This window comes from Streptomyces sp. NPDC060209 (assembly GCF_042728155.1).
Lineage (GTDB): Bacteria > Actinomycetota > Actinomycetes > Streptomycetales > Streptomycetaceae > Streptomyces.
In genome coordinates this window covers 1-22797 of the sequence record NZ_JBHWZS010000126.1, presented here as the reverse complement: position 1 = coordinate 22797, position 22797 = coordinate 1, and the positions used below count along the sequence as shown (strand labels likewise).

At 72.2% G+C, this 22797-nt stretch carries 15 protein-coding genes; 4 read left to right on the top strand and 11 right to left on the bottom strand.

From position 1 onward, the window contains the following. Window positions 1-37: 37 nt before the first annotated feature. On the bottom strand, window positions 38-952 hold the full coding sequence (locus ACFWFI_RS23245) for a hypothetical protein (RefSeq protein ID WP_387393467.1): 915 nt from the start codon (window positions 950-952) through the stop codon (window positions 38-40). A 78-nt stretch (window positions 953-1030) separates the two neighbouring features. Then, the gene (locus tag ACFWFI_RS23240) at window positions 1031-3016 is read right to left on the bottom strand and encodes an acetoacetate--CoA ligase (protein ID WP_387393464.1); all 1986 of its coding nucleotides are present in this window, start codon (window positions 3014-3016) and stop codon (window positions 1031-1033) included. Between the two features lie 220 nt (window positions 3017-3236). On the opposite strand from ACFWFI_RS23240, the gene ACFWFI_RS23235 reads away from it, so the two are divergent. Continuing rightward, the gene (locus ACFWFI_RS23235) at window positions 3237-5606 is read left to right on the top strand and encodes a glycoside hydrolase family 31 protein (protein ID WP_387393461.1); all 2370 of its coding nucleotides are present in this window, start codon (window positions 3237-3239) and stop codon (window positions 5604-5606) included. Here the strand turns inward: ACFWFI_RS23235 and ACFWFI_RS23230 are convergent. Beyond that, window positions 5597-6094: an NUDIX domain-containing protein gene (locus ACFWFI_RS23230; RefSeq protein ID WP_387393458.1), complete on the bottom strand. Its 498-nt coding sequence runs from the start codon at window positions 6092-6094 to the stop codon at window positions 5597-5599. The genes ACFWFI_RS23235 and ACFWFI_RS23230 overlap by 10 nt on opposite strands. Before the next feature lie 60 nt (window positions 6095-6154). Between ACFWFI_RS23230 and ACFWFI_RS23225 the strand changes: the two genes are divergently transcribed. Further along, window positions 6155-6961, top strand: a complete 807-nt coding sequence (locus tag ACFWFI_RS23225; RefSeq protein WP_387393455.1) for a M15 family metallopeptidase — start codon at window positions 6155-6157, stop codon at window positions 6959-6961. Between the two features lie 117 nt (window positions 6962-7078). Then, window positions 7079-7450, top strand: coding sequence for an Mpo1-like protein (locus tag ACFWFI_RS23220; RefSeq protein ID WP_387393452.1), 372 nt, complete (start codon window positions 7079-7081; stop codon window positions 7448-7450). 108 nt (window positions 7451-7558) lie between these two features. On the opposite strand, the gene ACFWFI_RS23215 is transcribed toward ACFWFI_RS23220, so the two are convergent. The 4 genes from ACFWFI_RS23215 to ACFWFI_RS23200 are packed head-to-tail and all read right to left on the bottom strand — an operon-like array spanning window position 7559 to window position 11833. Beyond that, entirely contained in the window at window positions 7559-8164 is a 606-nt protein-coding gene (locus ACFWFI_RS23215) for a GTP-binding protein (protein ID WP_387393449.1), read from the bottom strand. Beyond that, window positions 8145-8582, bottom strand: coding sequence for a DUF742 domain-containing protein (locus ACFWFI_RS23210; protein ID WP_387393446.1), 438 nt, complete (start codon window positions 8580-8582; stop codon window positions 8145-8147). The genes ACFWFI_RS23215 and ACFWFI_RS23210 overlap by 20 nt, the downstream gene beginning before the upstream one ends. 9 nt (window positions 8583-8591) lie before the next feature. Then, window positions 8592-9035 carry a roadblock/LC7 domain-containing protein gene (locus tag ACFWFI_RS23205; RefSeq protein WP_387393444.1) on the bottom strand — a complete coding sequence of 148 codons (444 nt, stop codon included), beginning with the start codon at window positions 9033-9035 and terminating at the stop codon, window positions 8592-8594. Continuing rightward, on the bottom strand, window positions 9032-11833 hold the full coding sequence (locus ACFWFI_RS23200) for a nitrate- and nitrite sensing domain-containing protein (RefSeq protein ID WP_387393441.1): 2802 nt from the start codon (window positions 11831-11833) through the stop codon (window positions 9032-9034). Before ACFWFI_RS23200 ends, ACFWFI_RS23205 begins: the two co-directional genes overlap by 4 nt. A 508-nt stretch (window positions 11834-12341) precedes the next feature. Here ACFWFI_RS23200 and ACFWFI_RS23195 point away from each other — a divergent pair. Then, the gene (locus tag ACFWFI_RS23195) at window positions 12342-12815 is read left to right on the top strand and encodes a hypothetical protein (RefSeq protein WP_387393438.1); all 474 of its coding nucleotides are present in this window, start codon (window positions 12342-12344) and stop codon (window positions 12813-12815) included. A 24-nt stretch (window positions 12816-12839) separates the two neighbouring features. Here the strand turns inward: ACFWFI_RS23195 and ACFWFI_RS23190 are convergent, their stop codons facing one another. The 4 genes from ACFWFI_RS23190 to ACFWFI_RS23175 form a co-directional block, all read right to left on the bottom strand. Then, complete coding sequence (locus ACFWFI_RS23190; protein ID WP_387393435.1) at window positions 12840-17579, bottom strand: coiled-coil domain-containing protein; 4740 nt, start codon at window positions 17577-17579, stop codon at window positions 12840-12842. 73 nt (window positions 17580-17652) lie between these two features. Next, window positions 17653-18564 (bottom strand): hypothetical protein, encoded by a 912-nt coding sequence (locus tag ACFWFI_RS23185; RefSeq protein WP_387393432.1) that lies wholly within the window; start codon window positions 18562-18564, stop codon window positions 17653-17655. A 67-nt stretch (window positions 18565-18631) separates the two neighbouring features. Continuing rightward, window positions 18632-20158, bottom strand: coding sequence for a hypothetical protein (locus ACFWFI_RS23180; protein WP_387393429.1), 1527 nt, complete (start codon window positions 20156-20158; stop codon window positions 18632-18634). A 57-nt stretch (window positions 20159-20215) separates the two neighbouring features. After that, window positions 20216-22797: hydantoinase B/oxoprolinase family protein (locus ACFWFI_RS23175; RefSeq protein WP_387393426.1), on the bottom strand; the 2582-nt coding region annotated here is incomplete at its 5' end.

Genomic DNA, 22797 nt, shown 5'->3' with positions numbered 1-22797 from the left:
GGTTCCCGCCGGGTCCGGCGGGAACCCCTTCGGTCTGTCAGTGGTGGGCCTCCGGTTCGTCGGCCCCGAGGTCGAACCCCGCGCAGTACTCGACGCCGGATTCCGGCGACACGGGTTCGCCCGTGTCGGCGTCGGTGCAGTAGGCGCTGAACACCTCACCCGCCGTGAGCGGGAGGAGGCTGCCCCGGTGCAGGCGCCAGCCGTGCACCCGGTCCGGGGTGTCGGGCTCCGTGGTGCGCAGTACGACGCCTCCCTGGGTCTCGAGCGCGACCCCGACGGCGAGCACGGTGGCGAACTCCGCCCCTTCCGACGATGCGAGACGGGCCGGACCGTCCATGTCCCGGGCGGTGTGGAGGACGGCGAGGAGCTGTTCGTTCTCCGTGGGGGTGCTGCAGACGACGTGGTGGGTGCCCGGACCCGCGGTTTCCAGCAGGCGCATCAGCAGGTGGGAAGCCCGGTCGAAGGCGGCCCGGCCGATGTCCTGCCCGCAGTCCCCGCAGTCGCCGAGGCCGGCCAGCAGCATCGTGGCGTACTCCCATGTCGCGCGGCGGACGGCTCGTGAGACGAGCAGCGGGATCAGCGTGTCGATGGGCTGGCCTGTGTAGGCCACGGTGGCGCCGGCGGCCGCGATCTCGGCGGTGAAGCGGCTGCGGCTCGTGCGCTCGTCGGGATCGAGGCCGGATTCGGCACAGAACTCCGCGTAGTCCTCCGGGTCGAAGAGGGCGACGGTCGTGTGCATTCCCTGAGCGGCGAGCGTGCGCAGCAGGCCTTCGACCTGCTGCAGGTAGACCGCGTGGTCCTCGAAGGTGAAGCTCCGGTAGTGGCGCATGGCCGCGAAGTCCTCGGGGTCGACCAGGAGGCCGACGGTACTGGGTGCTTCGCGGCGCAGCGCGCGTCGCATGGATGGTGCGGAGCGCTGCCGGCCGCGCTTGGTCTGCTTGATGTGCGCCATGAGTCCCCCTGTGCGCTGTCGATCATTGCTCACTCAGCGTAATCAGGGGGACTGACAGCGGCTGTCCTGCCGGCCGGCTCAGTGGCGCTCGCGGGCGAGGTCTTCGTAGAAGCGGAGGAGTTCGAGGTTGTCGATCGAGCCCGGGTTGACCGCCTTGGCAAGGGCTGTGCCCTGGAGGAGGCGCTTGACCGGAACCTCGATGCGCTTGCCGGTGAGGGTGTGCGGGATGCCGGGGACCTCGATGACCTCATCCGGTACATGGCGGGGCGAGAGGTTCTCACGGATGGTCCGTTTGATGCTGTCGCGAAGCTCGTCGTCGAGCGTGGCGCCCTCGGCGAGGTGGACGAACAGGGGCATCCAGTAGCCGCCGTCCGGCTCTTCGAGGCCGATGACCAGGGACTCGCGGATTTCGGGAAGCCGCTCGACCGCCTCGTAGATGTCGGCGGACCCCATCCGGACGCCCTGCCGGTTGAGGGTGGAGTCGGAGCGGCCGTGGATGACGACCGAGCCCCGGTCGGTGAGGGTGATCCAGTCTCCGTGGCGCCAGACGCCGGGGTACATGTCGAAGTAACTGTCGTGGTAGCGGCGGCCGTCGGGGTCGTTCCAGAAGCGGACCGGCATCGAGGGCATGGGTGCGGTCACGACCAGTTCGCCGACCTCACCGGTGAGCGGTTTGCCTGCGGGGTCCCAGGACTGGAGATCGGTGCCGAGGCAGGGGGCCTGCAGCTCGCCGATGTGGACGGGCAGGGTGGGGACCGCGCCCGCGAAGCAGCTGCAGACGTCCGTACCGCCGCTGACGGAGGCGATCCACAGGTCGGCACCGCTGTCGTCGAACTCGTCGTGCAGCCAGCGGAAGCCGTCGGGCGGGAGCGGGGAGCCGGTGGTGGCTACACACTGGACGCGACTGAGGTCGTGGTCGCGGGCCGGGTGGACGCCCGCTTTCCGGCAGGCCATGACGTAGGCGGCCGACGTGCCGAAGAGGGTCGCGCCGGTCTGTTCGGCGACACGCCACTGGGCGCTGACGTCGGGATGGCCGGGGCTGCCGTCGTACAGCACGACGGTGGTGCCCGTGAGCAGCCCGGAGACGAGGAAGTTCCACATCATCCAGCCGGTGGACGTGTACCAGAAGAAGCGGTCGTCGGGGCCGAGGTCGCAGTGCAGCCCGATCTGCTTGAAGTGTTCGAGGAGGATCCCGCCCTGGGACTGGACGATCGCCTTCGGCAGTCCGGTCGTGCCGGAGGAGTACAGCACCCACAGCGGGTGTTCGAAGGGGACCTGTTCGAAGACCGGTTCGATGTCGGAGGCGGTGAGCGCCGACCATTCGAGGGCGCCTTCGGGTGCGTCCGTGCCGAGGAGCGGGATGTGGACGACCGCGCGCAGGGTGGGGAGTTCACGGCGGAGCTCGGCCACGGTGGCGGTTCGGTCGTGTTCCTTGCCGCCGTAGCGGTAGCCGTCGACGGTGAACAGGACGACGGGTTCGACCTGCTGGAAGCGGTCCAGGACGCTGCGGGCGCCGAAGTCGGGGGCGCAGGAGGTCCAGACTCCGCCGACCGCGGCGGTGGCGAGGAACGCGACGACCGCCTGCGGGATGTTGGGGAGGTATCCGCTGACCCGGTCGCCGGGGGTGACGCCGAGAACGCGGAGTTCGGCGGCCAGCGAGGCGACCTGACGCCGGAGTTCGGACCAGCTGACGGCGACCTGGGTATGGGTCTCGTCGACGTACAGCAGGGCGGGGGCGTCCGCGCGGAGCGGGTCGTCGGCGGTGCGCAGGGCGTGCTCGGAGTAGTTGAGCGTGGCGCCGGGGAACCACTGGGCGCCGGGCATGGCGCGGTCGCCGATGACGGCTTCGTACGGGGTGGAGAAGCGTACGTCGAACCAGTCGGCGACGGCTTTCCAGAAGGTGTCGAGTTCGTCGACCGACCAGCGGTGCAGTGCAGCGTAGCCGCCGTCGGCGGGCGCTCCGTAGCGCCCGGCCGCCCATCGCTGGAAGCGGGTGACGGCCGCGGCCTCGACGCGCTCGGGCTGGGGCTGCCAGAGGGGGGCTTCGCCGGCTGCTGAGGTCATGGAGGCTCCCTGGCCTTTCGGGGTGTACGCGGGGTGTGCGTGCGTCGCGCGCACGGGCTGGGGTGTGCGCGTGAACGGCTGTTACGGACGATGCCATGTGATCGTCTTGCGCACCAGGGTCCGCCTGCCATGGTTGCGTGTCCGGCTGTGTGGTGGAGCCACAGGTGAACGGAAGCTGAACGGAGCCCGCTTCCGTCCGCGCGGATGGCAGGGTGGCCGCATGGATGGTCGTGACCTGGTGCGCTCGGTGAAAATGGTCGGTTCCGTACAGGGGATGCGTACGGTGCGCTCGGCTTGGCGGAACCGGCGTGCGGATGCGCGGGCGCTGGCGCCGCGCGGTGCGGAGCGGGCACGTGTGCCCGGCCTGTTGCTCGGTGCGGAGCCGGAGCCGGGCGGCGGGGTCGTGCGGTTCGCCCGCTCGCAGCTGCGGGTCCGGGTGGCGGTGGGCGGTGCACTCTTCTGGTCGTGGGACGGGGCGGAGCCTCTGCCGTCGTACGCCCTGCCGGGGGACGAGCCCGAGCCGGACCGGCGGGCGCGGCTGGAGCCGGACAAGAACGGCGGCTGGCAGGTGGTGTCGGAGCGGCTGACGGTCGTCGTGTCACGGCACGGGGCGGTGGAGCTGCGTACGCCGGGCGGGGTGCTGCTGCGCCGGGAGCTGCCGCCGCGCTGGTGGGAGCCGGTGGAGGGGGGTTCGGCACGGTGGGTGCAGCGGTCCGAGGTCCCCGCCGACGCGCGGTTCTTCGGGCTCGGCGGGCGCTCCGGCGGTCCGAGGCTGAGGGAGGGCACGTACAGGCTGTGGAACACCGATCCGGGCGGGCGTTTCGGCCCGGGGGACGATCCGCTGTATCTGACGATGCCGGTGCAGGTGGTGGTGTCCGACGCGGGGACCCATCTGGCGTTCCACGACAACTCCTGGTCGGGCGGGGTGACGCTGCGGGAGGGTGAGGAGGGTGCCGGCTCGGGGCACGACCGGCCCGGGACCTGTGAGGTGCGGATGGACGGCGGTCCGCTCCGCTGCTGGGTGGTCGCGGGTACACCGGCCAGGGTGCTGCAGGGCTGGGCGGCGCTGACGGGGGCGCCCGCTCTGCCGCCGTCGTGGGCCCTGGGCCCGCAGCACGCTCGCTGGGGGTTCGGCAGCGAGCGGGAGGTGCGGCGGATCGTCGCGGGGTACCGGGAGCGGGGGCTGCCTCTGTCGGTGCTGCATCTGGACATCGACCACTACGACGCGCACCAGGTCTTCACCGTCGACCTGGAGAGGTTTCCCGGCCTTCCCCGGTTGGCGAAGGAACTGCGCGAGGAAGGCGTCCGGCTGGTGTCGATCGTCGATCCGGCGGTGAGGGCGTCGGCGGGCAACGCGGTGTTCGACAGTGGCCTGGAGGTCGGTGCGGAGGGTGCCTTCGTCCGGGATCCGAAGGGGCTTCCGGTGCTGGGCGAGGTGTGGCCGGGTGAGTGCGTCTATCCGGACTTCACCGATCCGCTGGTGCGGGAGTGGTGGGGTGCGCTGTACGAGGAGCGGCTCGGCCAGGGATTCGCCGGGGTCTGGCACGACATGAACGAGCCGGTGTCGTTCTCGGCCTTCGGGGACCCGTCGCTGCCTCGTTCGTCCAGGCACTCCCTGGAGGGCCGTGGCGGGGACCATCGGGAGGCCCACAACGTGTACGCCCTGGCGATGGCGAGGGCCGGGTACGAGGGATTGCGCCGGCTGCGCCCCGAGGAGCGGCCGTTCCTGTTCTCCCGTTCGGGCTGGGCGGGGATGCAGCGGTACGGCGGCACCTGGTCCGGTGATGTGACCACCGGGTGGCCGGGGCTCCGGGCCTCGCTCGCCCTGGTGCTGGGGCTCGGTCTCTGCGGGATCCCCTATTCGGGGCCCGATGTCGGCGGGTTCGACGGGTCGCCGTCGCCGGAGCTGTATCTGCGCTGGTTCCAACTGGGCGCGTACATGCCGTTGTTCCGCACGCATGCGGCCATCGGTGCGGGGCGCCGGGAGCCGTGGGAGTTCGGGCCGGAGGTGCTCGCACATGCCAGGCGGGCGCTGGAGGAGCGGGAACGGATGCACCCGTATTTCGTGACGTTGGCGCACTTGGCCCGGCTGACCGGTGCGCCGTATGTACGGCCGGTGTGGTGGGGGGCGTCGGGGGACCGGGACCTGCGGGACTGCGAGGACGCGTTCCTGCTGGGTGACGCGCTGCTGGTCGCGCCGGTGCTGGAGGAGGGGACCGGGCGCAGGCCGGTGCGGCTGCCGCGTGGGCGGTGGTACGACACGGTGACCGGGCAGGCGTACGAGGGGCCGGGCCGGGTGGTGGTGGAGGCGCCGCTTTCACGTATTCCGGTGCTGGCGCGGGCCGGTGCGGTGATCCCGGTGCGGAGTCCGGAGGGAAGCCTGGAACTGGAGGTGTGGGCTCCAACCGCCGGGCGCACCGGGGGCGGGTTGGTCGTGCGGGACGCGGGCGACGGGTGGGAGCGGGCCGAGGTGGAGCGCTACACGTCGCGCCTGCGGGCCGGGCGTGTGGTGGTCGAACGGGACGGTGCGGAGGAGTCGGTGCCGTATCCGGTCCGTGTACGGGGGCTGCCGGGCGCCGCTCAGCCGTAGGCTCCGGCGAACCAGGCGTGTACGGCCCGGGTGTGCAGGGGGAAGGCGAGTTCGCCCGGGGTGCGCAGTACGTCGTATCCCGAGGTCTCGTCGGTCGGCGCGGAGGGCGGGAGTTCCCGGGCGGGGCGCGGCGGGAGCAGTCCGAAGAGCAGCAGGTGGCCGTCCGGGGAGCTGAGGGCGTCGGCGAGGCGCACTTCCGTCTCGTCGGCCCGGATACCGGTCTCCTCGCGCAGTTCGCGTACGACGGCGCGGCGCCAGTCCTCGGTCTGGTCGATGTAGCCGCCGGGCAGCGCGATCCCGCCCCGGTGCGGAGGGATGGTGCGGGTGATGACGACGAGGCCCGCGCCGTGCGCTCCGGTGACGGGCAGCAGGGCCACGGCTACGGGCAGGGGGTTGCGATAGGCGGTGTGACCGCAAGCTGTGCAGGTGCGCGGCCAGGCGTCGGCGGCGTACGGGGTCCCGCAGCTGCCGCAGTGGGAGTCCTTCACGGGCGGACTGTATCCGATCACTCTTCTCTTGCGGCTCCGAAACTGATAGACGGTGTGCCCATGACAGGAATCGCTCGTGTCCTCCGTGCCCTGGCCGCCGCCGGCGCCGCTCTGCTCGCCGTGACGGCCGCTGCCCCGGTCGCGGCGGCAAGGCCCGAACCCAAGGCTCCACCGGAGTTCGTCGAACTCCGCTCCGTCGATCCGACGATCATCACGGAGATGCGCTACACCACCGCGCACAACTTCATGGGAGAGCCGGTGGACGGCTATCGGCAGCCCGTCTGCATCCTGACCCGGCCCGCCGCCCTCGCGCTGCGCACGGCTCAGCGGAGCCTCCTGCGCCAGGGCTACTCGCTCAAGGTGTACGACTGCTACCGGCCGCAGCGCGCTGTGGACCACTTCGTGCGCTGGGCGAAGGATCTCGACGACCAGGCCATGAAGGGCGAGTTCTATCCGATGGTCGACAAGACGCGGCTGTTCGAGGACGGTTACATCGCGGAGAAATCCGGTCACAGCCGCGGCAGTACGGTGGATCTCACCCTGGTGAGGCTGCCGGCGCTTGTGACCAGGCCCTACGAGCCGGGTGAGGGACTCGCCCCGTGCTACGCGCCGAAGGGCGAGCGCTTCCCCGACAACTCCGTGGACATGGGCACGGGCTACGACTGTTTCGACACCCTGTCGCACACGGACGACCCGCGGGTCCAGGGAGCGCAGCGCGCCAACAGGCAGTTCCTCAAGGAGACGCTCACCGGCCTGGGGTTCGTGAACCTGGCGGAGGAGTGGTGGCACTTCACCTACAAGCCCGAGCTCTTCCCGGACACGTATTTCGACTTCCCGGTGGCAAGGCGCTCCGTCGCGGGGCACTGACGGCCCGGGCGGAGAACGGGCGACCGGGACCACCCCCGTGGGCTCCGGCCGCCCGTTCTCCCTTTCGGACGCGGAACTGCCGTATCCGGTTGCCGGTCGAGCCATTACGGTGCCCTTATGCCACAGCAGACGTTCGGTTCATATGAAGAATTCTGGCCCTACTACGTCGCCCTGCACTCCAGGGCGGCGACCCGGTGGGTCCATCTGACCGGGACGCTGACGGGCCTCGCGGTCACCGCGTACGGTCTGGCGCGCGGCCGCAAGCGGTACGCCCTGGCGTTGCCCCTGATCGGGTACGGCAGCGCGTGGCCCGCGCACTTCCTCATCGAGAAGAACAATCCGGCGACGTTCGGGCATCCCGCGTGGTCGCTGCGCGGCGACGTGCAGATGATCCGGATGATGCTCGCGGGACGGGACGGCGAGCTGGCCGAGACCGCGGCCAAGTGGCTCGCCGAGAACCCGTGTTCCCCGGATTGCGCGCAGGGTTGACGGGTCGTCACCTCGGGTGAAGACTCCTGGCACGCCCGCTGCCCCCCGCACCGTACGCGCGGTCCGTACCCCGGTCGGCGGGGGTACGGGCCGCGTCACGTGCGGCTGTCAGGTCCTGGCGGGTTCCCGGAGCCGGTCGGCACGCACCATGGCGTGCTCCACGACCGCGACGAGCACGTCCCTCACGGACGCCCTGTCGCGCGCGTCGCAGAGCAGCACCGGCACCTCGGGGTCGAGGTCGAGTGCCGCCCGGACCGTCTCGGTGGGGAACTGATCCGCGCCGTCGAAGAGGTTGACGGCCACCGTGAACGGGATCGCCCGGCGCTCGAAGTAGTCGACCGCCGCGAAGCAGTCCTCGAGCCGCCGGGTGTCCGCGAGCACCACCGCGCCCAGGGCGCCCTGGGCCAGTTCGTCCCAGAGGAACCAGAAGCGGTCCTGCCCCGGAGTCCCGAACAGATAGAGGACCAGGTCCTCTCGCAAGGTGATCCGGCCGAAGTCCATGGCCACCGTGGTGGTGCTCTTGCCCTCGACCCCGGCCACGTCGTCGACGGGACGGCCCGCCTCGCTCAGCCGCTCCTCGGTACGCAGCGGTCTGATCTCGCTGACCGCGCCCACCAGGGTCGTCTTGCCCACACCGAAGCCGCCCGCCACCAGGATTTTCAGGGTAACGGGCTCGACGGGCCGCTTCCTGCGGCTAGAGCGCCCGAAGGCCATTGATCACCTCGCGAAGAATGTTCACGTCCGGCAGCTCGGCCGGCGGAACGGGACGGGTGACGTGCACCAGCTCGTCCTCGACGAGGTCACCGACCAGGACACGGACCACCCCCACGGGGAGATCCAGTCCGGAGGCGAGCTCGGCGATCGACTGGGGCATGTCGCTGCACAGTTCGACGATCTCCACGTGTTCCGGGGAGAGCGTCTGATTCCGGCCGGGATCGTCGGCCGCGGGTTCGGGGACGACGATCGCGATCAGGTCGAGACGATGACGGGACGCGCTGCTCGTACGCCCCCGGGTCATCGCGTAGGGCCGGACCACCGGACCCGCTTCGGCGTCGTACCAGCGCGAGGAGCCCGCTTCTGCGGGAGCGGGCGGTGATCCGGGCGCGGTGTCCCGGACGGAGTCTGCGCTCATCCCCTCGCCTCACCCTCCGGCGGGCAGACCGGTGGCCCGGGGGGCATTGGCCAGGTGCACACCCACGCGCTTGACCATCAGGGTCATCTCGTACGCCACCTGCCCGACGTCCGAGTCCGAGTCGGCCAGGACGGCGAGGCAGCTGCCGTCACCCGCCGCCGTGACGAAGAGGAATGCCTCGTCGAGCTCGACCACCGTCTGCCGGACCCGGCCGGCGTCGAAGTGACGGCCCACACCCTTGGCGAGGCTGTGGAATCCGGAGGCGACGGCTGCCAGGTGCTCGCTGTCCTCGCGGGTCAGGTCCTGGGACGTGCCGGTGGCGAGGCCGTCGCTGGAGAGCACCAGCGCCTTACGGATGCTCGCGACGCGCTCGACCAGTTCGTCGAGGAGCCAGTTGAGTTCGCCGGAGCCCTGACGTGAGGCGTTGTGTGCTGCTGCGTTCGGTGCGGTCATCGACCGTCCCCTCCCGGTGTGGTTCCTGGTGCTGTCTGGCCGGGGCCGGTCACGTCCTCGGCGTTCTGCCGACGGCCGCGCTGCCAGCCGCGTTGAAGCGAAGCCATGCGATTGCGTACTTCGTCCGCATCACGTTCGAGGTCGTCGTCGGTGTCTGCGGGGACGTGGCCGGAAGTCCGCCCTGCGGAGTCCTCCCGGAGCTGTGGGGCGAGGCTGGCCTGCCGGACCCTGCGCGGGAGGCCGCCCACCGTGTCCGGCGCGGACGGCCGGGACGCGGGCCTGAGCCGCGCCGGGGCTTCGTCGGCCGGGGACGCTTCCGAGCCGGGCTCCGCCGTGACCGCACCGGATTCGGGGGCCGGGGGGAAGGCGTCGGGTGTGCCGTGATGGGAACGGCCCCCGTCGCCGATGCGGCGTCCCTGGTCGGTGACGAGCGTCGGCGGCTTGCGGCGCGGCAGGGGGACGGGGCCGGCGGGCCGCATCGGCCGGACGTCCGCGGAGCGGCCGTCCGACGCGTCGGAGGCCTGCTGGTGCTGCTCCCGGTCGGCTTCCCTGCGCAGGTCACGGGCCCTGAAGATGCCGCCCCGCTCGCTCTCGGTGTCCTCCAGATCGGATACACCGTCGAGGACGGGGCCGAGTGCCGGATCGAGCTCCCGGTCGAGTGCCGGGTCGGTGAACCCGAGTGTGCCCACCGGGCCTTCGAGTTCGACGGGGCCGTCGAGCACGGACGGGTCGGTGAGACCGGTGGGAACCGGGGAGAGACCTGACGGCCTGCCCGGGATGCTCGTGTCCGCGACTCCGTCCCTGCGGGCCTTGTCGCTGCCGGGCGCGTCCCTGCCCGGCCGGCCGCTGCCGATCGCCTTCTCGGCCCGCCGGTCGAGACGGAAGCCGGTGCCGTGCGTGTCGGGGGCGTCGGTGAGCAGCTGTGCCGGGATGAAGACGACCGCGGTCGTCCCTCCGTACGGTGAGGTCTGCAGGGACACCCTGACGTTCTGCCGCTGGGCGAGCCGGCTGACGACGAAGAGACCGAGCCGGTCGGTGTCGGAGAGCTCGAAGTCGGGTGTCTCCGCGAGCCTCAGGTTGGCGTCCAGGAGGACCTCCGGCGCCATGCCGAGACCGCGGTCGTGGATCTCCAGGGTGAAGCCGTTGGCCACGCGTTCGCCGTGCACCTGGACCGCGGTGTGCGGGGGCGAGAACACCGTGGCGTTCTCGAGCAGTTCCGCGATCAGGTGGGTGAGGTCGGCGACGGCCGGACCGCCGACGCCGATGCGGGGCAGGCGCCGGACTTCGATCCGCTCGTAGTCCTCCACCTCCGCGACCGCCGCCCGCACCACGTCCATCAGCTGGATCGGCTTGCGCCACTGCCGGGACGGGGCCGCCCCGGAGAGGATCACGAGGCCTTCGGCGTGGCGTCGCATGCGGGTGGTGAGGTGGTCGAGGCGGAAGAGGTCGGCGAGCTCGTCGCTGTTCTCGGTGCGCCGCTCCATGGTGTCCAGGAGCGTGAGCTGACGGTGCAGGAGCACCTGGTTGCGGCGTGCGAGGTTGACGAAGACCTCGGACACCCCGCGGCGCATGTCCGCCTGCTTGACCGCGGCCTCGACAGCAGCCCTCTGCAGGGTGTTGAGCGCCTGCCCGACCTGGCCGATCTCGTCGCGCTCGTAACTGAGGTGAGGGGCTTCGGTCTCCACGTCGACCTGCTCGCCCGCGGCCAGCCGCCGCATCACGCTGGGCAGCCGCACACCGGACACCTCGTGGGCGTCCTTGCGCAGCCGGGAGAGGTCGCGGACGAGTTCGCGTCCCACGCGTACGGAGACGAAGACGGACACGAGCAGCGCGACGAATCCCAGGACACCGGCGACACCGGCCTGGATCAGGACCCGGTAGCCGGCGGGTTCCGCGCGGTCCTGGAAGCGGTTGGACATCTCGGTGCCGTCGTTGGCCAGGTGCTCCAGGACCGGTGGGGCCACTTCCTCCCAGCGCGTGGAGTCGACGGCGCCCGGCTTGGTGATCGGGCCCGCGGCGATGAGCCTCTGCTCGGCCGTTCGCAGCGGCTCGGTGTCGGGGCTGCGCCAGTACTGCTCCATGCGCCCGCGCTCGCTTCCCGGAAGGAGCTCGAGGTTGACCTCGTACAGGAGCGTGCGGCTGGCGGCGAGGTCGGAGACGACGCGGAGTTCGGGGGCGCCGAGCCTTCCCGCGATGAGGCCCGACGCGATCAGCGCGTCCTCACGCGAGAGCATCTCGCGGGCCCGGGAGATGCCGACCAGCGCCCGGACCTGCTTGTCCATCGATACGTTCTCCATCGTGTGGAGACCGTTCAGGAAGCGGTAGCAGGGGTCGACGAGACCGTTGTAGAAGTCGAGGGCCCTGGTCCGGTCGATGGTGCGCTTCTCGACGGACCCGCGCAGCGCGTCCAGGCCGTCGACCTCGCTGAGGATCGAGTCGAGCTGTGCCTCCGACTCAGGGCTCAGCTTGTCCCGTATGTCCTTGCTCTTCGCGCTCTGCCTGACCTCGGCCACGACCCGGTCGGTCGCGGCGCGCTGGCGGCGCAGAAGAGGGAGGGCGTCCGACGCCCGGGGGTCGGCGAGGAAGACGAGCGTCTGGCGGCGTTCGCCCTGAACGGCGCGGATGGTGTCTTCCAGTGGATGGCCGACCTGCTCCACGATGGCGCTCGCACCCATCAGCTCGCCGGCCTCACGACCGGTGACGTAGGTGGCGAAGACCCAGAGACCCGTGAGGGAGGCGAGCGGCACCAGGAGCAACGCCACGATCTTCCTGCGGATGGACTTCCCGCGAAAGCGCATGGCCTCCCCCAGCTCGGCCCCGCACCGCGGGGGTGGTCGTGTCGGCGTTTCCGGTGCTTCCGGTCGCCCGTTCTTCCTGGTTGTTCCGGTGTTTCTGCCGCGGTCCACCGGGCGTCGGCCGGAGTTCCGTCTACAAACGGCGCGAGCCTACTACTGACCTGCCGGTAACTCGAAGACGTGTCCGGACGATTTCCGGCCGCTCTTCCCGGAGTTGCTCACCAGTTGTCCCGGTATTCCCAGCGAAGAAATTCGCGAAAGCGACAGAGAACCGCTGGCCGACCGCGGTGCATCCACACAAGGCAGTTGGCTGGAATTCTTCGTTCCGTGACCTTTCGGGGCCGGTTGAGGCCCCTGGCGGGAATCTTCGCGGCCTGGCGTTCGTCCAGACGTACGGGGCAGAAGAACCTCACGGGGGTACGTGCGACAGGCGAGCGGCTCCGTCCGCGTAGAACGGGCGTGATCCGGGCAGCCACCCCTTGAGTCGGACAGTGGTGGGGAGTTGAGGGCCTTGGACACGGATCAGCGCGGGAGCACGGCGGCATCGTCGGCGGTCGGCGCGTCACCGGCGGCCGCGTCGGCGGCCGGTGCCCGGATCCCGCGGCAGCTGTGGGTGGATGAACCCGCGGTACGGCGGAGAATGCCGGACCCGGTGCGGACGGCCGCCGTGCGCGCCGTTCTCATCATGTCGCTGACCATCATCCAGGCCATGGTGGCCTTCCTGTGCACGCTGGCCGGGTCCTGGCTCGCCTTCCCGATGGTGCTGGGCGGTGTGGCGAGCACGGTGGTGGCGACGTGGTCGGTGCTGGACGTCTGGGTGACCCGGCAGGTGTGGAACCAGCGCAACGGCGTGGTTTCCGTGCCCAGCAGCACGGCACGCCGCATGCGCCGCGAGCGGCGGGTGGCGAGGCGCTCCGCCCGGGCCCGGGCGCGCAGGGAGGCCCGGATACGGCGCCGGGGCGAAGGCCGGCTCTCCCGGGCCTGACCGCCTCCGCCCCGCCGGCCTCGCCTACCGCTTGTCCGTGGCCGGCGCCGTGTGCGCATCCGTCATTTCCGTGCGCATCTCCGGGACCGCGGTCCCGCCGGCGCTTCCGGACGTCTCGGCCGTCCGCTTGAACATGCGGGTCGCGGTGATCTCGCCGTGGACGGTCTCGCCCTCGGGGTCCTGCTGAGGCAGCCCCGGCCTGAGGTGCTCCTCCACACTGATGTACTTCAGCCCCGCCCGCAGGTCCGCGTCGTTGCGGAGGCGGATGACGAGCGGGAACTCGGCGAGCGCCGTGGTGTCGAACAGCCCGGTCGTGTAGAGCAGCTGGACGCCCAGCGCATCGGAGACCGCGCGCTGCAGCTCCAGCAGGTACGTGGCGTTGGCGCGCCCGATGGGGTTGTCGAGGAAGAGCGTGCCCGCGTGCCGGTGCCGGTCCCGGCCCCTGTCGTTGCTGCGAAGGGCCGCCATCGTGCAGTACAGCGCGATCGCCGCGGTGAGCAGCTGGCCACCGGAGAAGACGTCGCCCATCTGTCCGACCGGGACGCGTTCGGCACGGAGCACCGCGTCCGGCTTGAGGATCTCCACGGCGATGCCCTTGGGCTCCAGCGCCGCCTGCACACCGCGCAGCAGGAGGGACATGCCGTCCCTGCGCAGGTCGGAGTTCTTCTTGAGGGCCGCATGCGTGGCCTCGTCGATGACCTCGCCGAGCCTCTCGGTGAGCGTGGCCTGGTCGGGTTCCTCGAAGCGGATCCGGAGGAACTCCTGGCCGGACCACTCCCCCAGCCCCTCGGGCAGCTGGGAGAGCCGCTGCGCCGAGCGGAGCGTCGTGAGGGCCGAGTCCACCAGGCCGCGGAGGCGATCGACGATGGATTCGCGGTTGCGCTCCAGCTGGGCCAGCTCGTCGGTGAGCACGCGCAGTCTGGGCGCGAAGGCCGCGGCCCACTTCTCGGCGTGATCGGGCAGAGCGGCCGCGGGGAGTTCCCGGATCTGCTGCCGGGCCGGGGTGCGGACCTGTTCGTAGCGGGTGGAGTTGGCGTGCCGTACGAGGACGTCGCTCGCCTCACGTACGGAACTCTCCGCCGCCGACAGGTCGGTGGCGCAGCCGCGCAGTGAACGGCGCGCCTCGGCGGCGGACTGCCTGGCCTCATCGAGGGTGCCCGGGTACGGGTCGGGGGACTCGGGCTCGTCCTCCGCGCCGTGGTCCCTGAGCAGGTCGCGCAGGAGCGCGGCGGTCTCGTCGAAGCCGCTCGCGGAGTCCTCGGCGGTGCGGTGGGCGCGCAGCAGTTCGGCGTGGGCCGCGCGCGCCGTGTCCAGCGCCGCGGTGGCGGAGCCCAGTTCGGACGTGGCCGTGCGGAGCAGGGTCTGGGCCTGGTCCGCGTCGGCCGGGGCGAGGTCTGCGGGGAGCTCGGTGTGGTGGGGCGCCTCGTCGGCGGGGGCGAGCCGTTCTGCTTCACCGCGCAGCCGGCCGAGCTGCTCGCTGGCCGTCGAGGCCCGGGTCTCCAGGAGCTGGACGTGGGACTCGGCTCGGGCGGCGGCCGCCTGCCGGGAGGGTCCGTCGGCTCCGTCGGTTCCTTCGAGGAGCTGGGCGGCGCGGGTACGGACCTTGTTGGTGAGGCGGTCGAGCTCGGCCAAGGCGGCACTCTCGTCGCTCTCGGCGCGCGCCTGCTCGGCGCGCAGGTCGGCTCCGACGCCGACCTTCTCGTACAGCTGGGAGGCCGCGCGGTACGCCTCGCGCAGGGCGGGCAGCGCGGTGCGTGCGGTGGAGGCGTCGGGCTCCGGGAGAGATTCCGGGGCGCCCGCGATCTCGGCGCGCTCGGCGCGCAGCGCACGGGCGGTGCGGTGGGCGTCGTCCGCGGCACGCTGGGCGGCCCGGCGGTCCTCGTCGGCGGCGCGGGCGCGCTCGAGATACGCCGTGGCGCGCGCCTCGGATTCGGCCGCCTCGTCGGTCAGTTCACGCAGTCGCGCCTGCCAGCCCGCCCGGTCGCGGAGCCGGTGGGCGAGTCCGGCGAGGGCGTCGGCGGCGCGGCGGGCGCGCTGCGCCGTCTCCTGCCGCTCGTCGCGGACGCGCGCGGCGTCCGCGGCGGCCTCTTCGGCCTCCGCCCGCACGGTGCGGGCCTCGGCGAGCTCGGCTTCCGCGGTTTCCGCGGCGGCGCGGGCGGTGCGGGCGGCTTCACCGAGCTCGGCGAGCATCCCGGGCGGGCAGTCGGCGCGCCAGGAGCCGATACGGGCGGCGAGGGAGCGGTCGGCGGCGAGCCTGGCCGCGAGCGACCTGATGTCCTCGTCACGTGCCGCGGCCCGCGCCCTGAGTGCCTGGCGCTCCTCGTCAGCGGCGTGTTCGTCGTGCATCGCGGGGTTGGGCGGGACGAGGAACACGTCATCGGCGCCGGCACCGCCGGGCGCGGGTACGGGGGCGAGCAGGGCCGCGGTGGTGCCGACTGCCACGGCCGACCGCGGCAGCAGGGCGGCGGCGGCCAGGACTTCGCGGGCGCGGGTGTGCGCGTCCGGGTCGGTGATGACGACACCGTCGACGAGCTCGGGCCGTGCGGCCAGGACCGCCGCGTGGTCGGCGGGGTCCACGGCCTGCGCGAGGTAGCGCCAGCCGGGCAGGGCCGGGATGCCGTGCTCACCGAGGTATTCGACGGTGGCGAGCACGTCGGGCCCTGGGGGCAGCAGTCCCCCGTCCCCGAGGGCGCCGAGGATGCGGGAGTCGTCGGCGGCGGCGGTGCGCAGGTCGAAGAGCCTGCGTTCGGCGGCGGCCACGCCCTGGTCGAGGAGCTCCCTCAACTCGTCGGCGCTGTTGTCGAACTCCTCGGCCGTGAGGGACTGCGTGTCACCGGAAGCCGGTTCCTGCGCGCTGTCGCCGGTGTCGTCCGTCCCGGGGGCGGCGCGGCGTGGGCGGGGGACGCCTGCTCCGGCGGCCGTGGGCAGACCCAGCAGGTCGGCGAGCCGGTGGTCGGAGGCGATCGACCCGGCGGCCCTGCGCTCGGCCTCGTAGGACTGTTCGGCGGCCTGTGCGGCGTCGGCGGCGCGGGCCGCGGCGAGCTCGGTGCGGCTCTCCGTCGACGCGGCTTCACGGGCCTGGTCGGCGGTGGCCCGCGCGGCCTCCCGCGCGGTGTCCCAGGCGGCGACCGCGGTCTGTTCGGCGTCGTTCGCGGCGAGGGCCGCGCGGGCCGGGTCTGCGTCCGGCGCGGTGTCGTCGAGCCAGCCGGCCCGTACGGCCTCGGCGGTCTCCTGCTCGACCTCGGCGAGGCGCTGGCGCAGATGGCCGGCCTCGCTGCGGGCGCGCTGGGCCTCGGTGGCGGCGGTGGTGGCGTCCCGGTGCGCCGTTTCCCCGGTGGACTGAAGGGTCGCGGAGCGCTCTTCCTCCTCGTCGGCCACCCGCTCCCCCGCCTCCGCGGCGGTGTGGAGGGCGCGTACGAGGTCGGCGGCGGCCGTGGCGCGTGCGGCGAGGGCGGGGGCCGCGTCGCGCTCGGCCTCCCGGATCGCGACGGCGACGCGGGCCGAGCGGTCTGCGGCGGCCCGGTGGCGCAGGACCGCTTCGGCGGCCTGCCAGGCGGAGTGCAGGGTGCGTGCCTCGCCCAGCTCGCGGCGCTGGGCAGCCGCCCTCTTCTCGGCGGCGGTCAGGGCCAGGGAGGCGTGCCGGTAGGCCAGCTCGGCCGCGATCAGGTCCCGGTGACCGCGGTTGGACTCTGCCTCGGTGACGGTGTGGGCGGCGGCCGTGACCTGCTGGGCGAGCTCACCGGTGCGACCACGCTCCTCGGCGGCACGGCCGGAGAGCCTGCGGGCAAGGGTGCGGGTGCGCCGCTCGGCACCCGCGTGGACGTCGCGGCTGCGGGCCCTGGTCGCGGTGGCTTCGACGATCCGGCCCAGCAGGTCGACGGAACCGGCGGTGAAGTCGCATTCCGCCGTGAGCTCGGCGCGGCGGCCGAGCTTGTTGCCGAAACCGCTGACGAGGTCGGCGAGGCCGTCCGTGTCGCGGGTGTCGGTGACGGCCCGCAGCAGCAGGTCGGTGAAGTCCGAGTCCTTCTTGACGGCGAACAGACCGGCGGCCTCGCCCTCGTCGGCGTTCATCTCCCGCTGGTAGCGGAAGAGTTCGGGGTCGAGCCCCAGGTCGCCGAGGTGTTCGTTCCAGCGGTCGTGGATCTCTTCCCAGTGCACGTCGAGGTGCGGGTAGAACTTGCCCGCGTCCGTCAGTGCGTCGCGGAAGCCCTTCATGGTGCGGCGCCTGCCGCGGGCCCCGGAGACACCTTCGACGGGACGGCCCACCGAGGTGGCCTCGGCGACGGGAAGGCTGTCGAGGCTGAGGCCCGGCCCCGGGCGGAAGGAGTACCAGGCCTCGGCGAACTTGCGGGGGTCGTTGGAGACCTGGCGGCCACGCCATTCGCTGACCTTGCCGACGACGACGCATTCGCCGGTGAGCGTGTGCTGCCACTCCAGGGCGACGTGTCCGCAGTCGTCGGCGAGCAGGAACTTGCGCAGCACTCCGGAGCTGGCGCCGCCCAGGGTGTTGCGGTGCCCCGGCAGCATCACCGAGAAGATCAGCTTGAGCAGGACGGACTTGCCGCCGCCGTTCTCCAGGAACAGCACACCGGCGGGAGCCGGGCGGCGCGGGGGGCCGGTGGGCTCGTCCTCGAAGAACTCCGCCTGGGCCGGCGCGGGCCTGGGCACGGGCGCACCGACTCCGCGCAGGTCCAGCACGGTGTCGGCGTAGCGCGCACCGGCGGGCCCGATGGAGTAGAGGCGGACCCGGGACAACTCGTACATGGCGGCGGACTCTCGTCGTTCAGGCGGCGGGCGGGCGGCTGCGGCAGCCGGCGCGGTTCAGGGCGGGGCTGGGTCAGGAGTGGAAGGGGAGGCCCGCGTCGGCGGCCAGCTCCAGGCCTTCGGTGTCGGGCGGGGGCAGCAGGGTGGCCGAGCCGTCCGTGACCGGGACGACGCCGAGTTCCAGGAGCTCGGCCATGGCGGCGCTGCCCGCCATGTCGCGTACCTGGAGCTGGTAGCGGGCCGTGGTGCGGTAGGCGCCGCCCGCGTCGTCCCCGGTGCGCTGGAGGAAACCCGAGTCGGTGAGGAAGGCGACGGCCTTGCCGATGATGCCGGTGGTGGAGCCGGCGAGCCTGCGGGCGTCCTTGGTCGCTCCGGTGGAGCTGCGGCGGGCGTAGATCCGCCAGCCCGACTCCAGGCCGGGTGCGTCGGTGGCGGGGTCGGTGTTGTCGCCCTGTTCCTCGGCGCGCTCCTCCAGGCGCCGGCAGGCCTGGCGGACGAACGCGTCGACGCCGTTGACCGTGATGCGGCCGATGTAGGAGTCGTCGGCCAGGTCCTCGGGCCGGGGGAAGGCCATGGCGGCGACGGCGAGGTGGGCGAGGCCGTGCAGGAAGCGGTCGGCGGAGTCGGAGGAGGCGCGGCGGGCGTAGTCGCCCATGCGTACGGCGAAGACCGAGTCCTCGCCGGCGGTCACGGCCATCCCGGCGCGGGTGGAGACCTCCAGCACGATGAGTCCGAGGCCGGTGGCGACGGCGTCGGCGAGCCGGGCGAAGGCGGGCTCCTCCCGGTAGCGGCGGAGCAGCTCGGTGTATTCGGCGTCGCGGGCGGGCATCAGCTTCGGCTGCAGCCCGAAGGAGACCAGCCGGGCCGCGTCGGCCGCGTCCGCGGGGGTGACAGCGGCGGGAGCGGCCGGCCGTGCGGCCTCGGCCGCGTGCGCGAGGGGCTGGTCGCCCCACGCGTCGGTGTGCTCGGCGTGCTGCTCGCTCAACTCTGTGACTCCTCGATGCGGGTGCCGCGCTCGGGCGGCAAGGGTTGGGTGGTCGGGCCGTGGGAGCTCATGAGGCGTCCTTGCGGTCCGCGGCCATGCCCGCCGCGTCCAGCAGGGCCATGCCCACTATCAGGTCGGCTCCACCGAATTCGTGGTCCTCGAGCTGGGTGCCGTCGTCGACGGCGAACAGCAGCCGGCGCTCGCCCTGGCGGTAGGCCGTGCCGACCGGTGGGCTCGCCGCGTGGACGGCGAGCAGAGCGACCAGGTAGGGCAGCTCGGGATCGCGCAGCCGGGCCTCGGCGAGGAGTCCGGAGAGCCGGCGCGGGGCGTCGTGCTCCAGGTCGAGCAGTTCCATGGCGTGTCCGAGCTGCTCCTCGCTGAACCGGCTGTCGTCCGGGGTGGCGATGAGGTCGGGCTCGGGCATCTCGGCGCCCAGGTGCTCCCGCTCCACCGGGGGCATGAGCAGCAGGTCGACGAGGTCGCCGACCCGGACCGAGGTGGGCGTGCGCAGCCCGGTGCCGTGTGCGAAGAACGCGTCGGTGGCCCGGGTGGCCTGTTCGACGGGGAGTGGCAGCAGCGGTACGACGAGCTGGCCGTACAGGTCGAGGCCCGCTCGGGCGGTCGGGGTGGCGAAGGCCTGCCGGTCCTGCTCGGCGCGGAACAGCGGTCCGGCCTCCAGCAGTCTGGACTGGAGCTGGGTGTGGCGGCGGATGCAGTCCTTGACGATGTCGACGAGCTCGGCGGCCCGGCGCTTGTGCTCGGGTTCCTCCGCCTCGTCCCTGGCCTTGCGGATGTTGGTGAGGATCGCGTTCTCGTGGCGGTAGCGGTCGGCGACGTGGTCCAGCGCCTCGGTGATCATGTCGGGTACGGCGTTCAGCCAGTCGACGGCGCGGACGTTGCGCCGGGTCGCCTCCAGGGTCCTGCGGAGCGTCTCGGCGTACTGCACGGTGCGGTAGCGGGCTTGCTCGGCGGCGAGCTGCGCGTCCGCGAGGCGGCCCCTGCTGATGAGGACCTCGAGCTTCACCTCTGCGGCGATCTGGGCGCTGGTGACATCCGTGTCCAGGGCGCCGACCAGGACGTTGACCGCCTCGTCGGTGGCGCGGAGGTAGACGCTGCCGCCGTGGCCCGGGACTTCCTCGATGAGCTTGAAGTCGTAGTCCCTGCGGACGTAGACGCCGTCGGGCCCGAAGGTGCCGTACACGGCGCGGAAGCCTCGGTCCACGCTCCCGACGTTGATCAGGTTCTCCAGGACCCAGCGCGCGACGCGTTCGTGCTCGGTGACGGGGCGGCGCGGTGCCTGGGCCGCGACCCGTGGGAGGAGTCTGGCCACTATCTGGTCGTGGTCGGCGCCGGTGTCGAAGTCCATGTTGAGCGTGACCAGGTCGATCGCGGCGAGGGCGACTTCGGCCATCGCGTAGACCGTGTACTCGCCGGCCAGATTGGCCTTGCGGACGTCGAGGTCGTGCAGTGGAGCGGTGCAGGCGAGCGCGCGCAGCCGACGCGAGAGCCCCTCATCGGCGGCGGGTCCCGGAGCGGGCCTCGGTCCCGCGCTGAGCTGGGGCGCAGCGGTCTGGGTGTCGGCAGGCGAAGTCACGCTGCACAGATTAGGTCCTCACACCGACAACGGTCGAAACGGCGCAGAAGCGACCGGTCACGGACACCCGTAACCGCCCCCTCCGGGGGTGCGCAGCACCAGGACGTCCCCGGCGGCCAGGTCGGCGGTGTCGCAGCCTTCGAGCGGGGTCACGGCCGTGCCGTCGGCCAGCTCGACGTACTGCTCGCCGAGGGCTCCGGGTGCGCCTCCCGCCATGCCGTACGGCGGGACCCGGCGGTGGCCCGACAGGAGGGCCACGGTGACGGGTTCGAGGAAGCGGATCCTGCGTTCCACCCCTCGGCCTCCGTGCCACCGGCCCGGGCCGCCGCTGTTCTCGCGAACGCCGAAGCTCTCCAGCAGCACCGGGTAGCGCCATTCGAGGATCTCGGGGTCGGTGAGCCGCGAGTTGGTCATATGGGTCTGCACGGCGTCGGCCCCGTCGAAGCCGTCGCCGGCGCCGGAACCGCTCGCGACGGTCTCGTAGTACTGGACCCGGTCGTTGCCGAAGGTGAGGTTGTTCATGGTGCCGGATCCCTCGGCCTGGACGCCCAGGGCGGCGTAGAGGGCGCCGGTGACGGCCTGGGACGTCTCGACATTGCCCGCGACGGTCGCCGCCGGGTGGACGGGGGACAGCATCGATCCGTCCGGGACACGGATGTCCAGCGGCTTCAGGCAGCCGCTGTTGAGCGGGATGTCCTCCTCGACGAGTGTCCGGAACACATAGAGGACGGCCGCCATGACCACGGATCTCGGGGCGTTGAAGTTGCCGGTCTGCTGCGGGGAGGTCCCCTCGAAGTCGATGACGGCGCGGCGGGTGTCGCGGTCCACGGTCACGGTCACCTCGATGACGGCGCCGTTGTCGGTCTCGTAGCGGCAGGAGCCGTCGTGCAGCCCGGCCACGATCCGGCGTACGGACTCCTCGGCGTTGTCCTGGACGTGGCCCATGTACGCCTCGACGACGTCCTGCCCGAACTGCCGGGTCATGCGCCGCAGTTCCGTGATGCCCTTCTCGTTGGCCGCGATCTGGGCGCGCAGGTCGGCGAGGTTGGTGTCCGGGTCGCGCGAGGGGTGGGCGGCGGCGGTGAGCAGGTTCCTGGTCTCCGCCTCGCGGAGCGTTCCGTCGCGCACCAGCAGCCAGTTGTCGAACAGGACGCCCTCCTCGTCGACCGTACGGCTGAAGGCGGGCATGGAGCCCGGGGTGATGCCGCCGATCTCCGCGTGGTGGCCTCGCGATGCCACCAGGAAGCGCAGCCGGCCCTCCTCACCTCGGGCGGGCTCGTCGAACACGGGTGTCACGACGGTCACGTCCGGCAGATGTGTGCCGCCGTGGTACGGATCGTTGATGGCGTACACGTCACCGGGCCGCAGGGAGCCCTCGTTGCGCCGGAGCACCTCCTTGATGCACTCCCCCATCGACCCCAGGTGGACCGGGATGTGCGGGGCGTTGGCCACCAGGTTGCCGTCCGCGTCGAACAGCGCGCACGAGAAGTCCAGCCGCTCCTTGATGTTGACGGAGTGCGCCGTGTTCTCCAGTCGCACGCCCATCTGTTCGGCGATCGACATGAACAGGTTGTTGAACACTTCGAGCATGACCGGGTCCACCCGGGTGCCCACGGCGGTCCGCCCGGGTCTCGGCTCGGCCCTGCGCAGCACGAGGTGCCCGGCCGGTCCCGCCGTGGCCTGCCAGCCGAGGTCCACGACGGTGGTGGCGTCGTCCTCGGCGATCACCGCCGGGCCGGTCACGGTGTCCTCGGCGCGCAGTGTCTCGCGCCGGTGCAGGCCGGCGTCCCGCCATCCGTCCCCGGTGAACATCGTGACGGTTCCGAGGGGACGGAGCGGTCCTTCTCCCGCGCGCACGCCGGTCCGGGGCGGGGTGTGCGGTCCGGCCGTTCCGGTGGCTTCCACGGAAACGGCCTCGGCCACCAGGGGTTTGTCCATGGTGAATCCGTACCGCGCCCGGTGGGCTTCGGTGAACTCCTCCGTCATGGCGGCGACGGTGCCGTGGGCGACGGGCAGGGCGGCGTCCGTCCCGGCGTAGCGCAGGAGGATCCGCGCCCGGGTGCTGATGGCGCTGTCGGTGAGGCCGTCGGCACGGAGTTCGGCGCGGGTGCGCTCCGCCAGGCCGTCGCAGACGTTCCGCACACGGATCCCGGTCTCCTCGTCCAATGGGGCCTCGACGGACTGTTCGCGCATCGCGGTGGCGTCGGCGAGACCGATTCCGTACGCGGAGAGGACACCGGCCAGCGGCGGCACGAGGACGGTGTCGATGCCCAGGGCGTCGGCGACGGCGCAGGCGTGCTGTCCTCCGGCGCCGCCGAAGCCGGTGAGCGCGTAGCGGGTGATGTCGTGGCCCCGCTGGACGGAGATCTTCTTGACGGCGTTCGCCATGTTCAGCACGGCGATCTCCAGAAAGCCCGCGGCCACCTCGGCGGCCGTACGCCTGCTTCCCGTGGCGGCCGACACCTCTTCGGCCAGGGCGTCGAAGCGCTCCCTGACGAGACCGGCGTCGAGCAGCCGGTCGCCCTCGGGGCCGAAGACTGCGGGGAAGTGATCCGGTCGGATGCGGCCGAGCATCACATTGGCGTCGGTGACGGTGAGCGGCCCGCCCCGGCGGTAGCAGGCGGGTCCCGGGTCGGCCC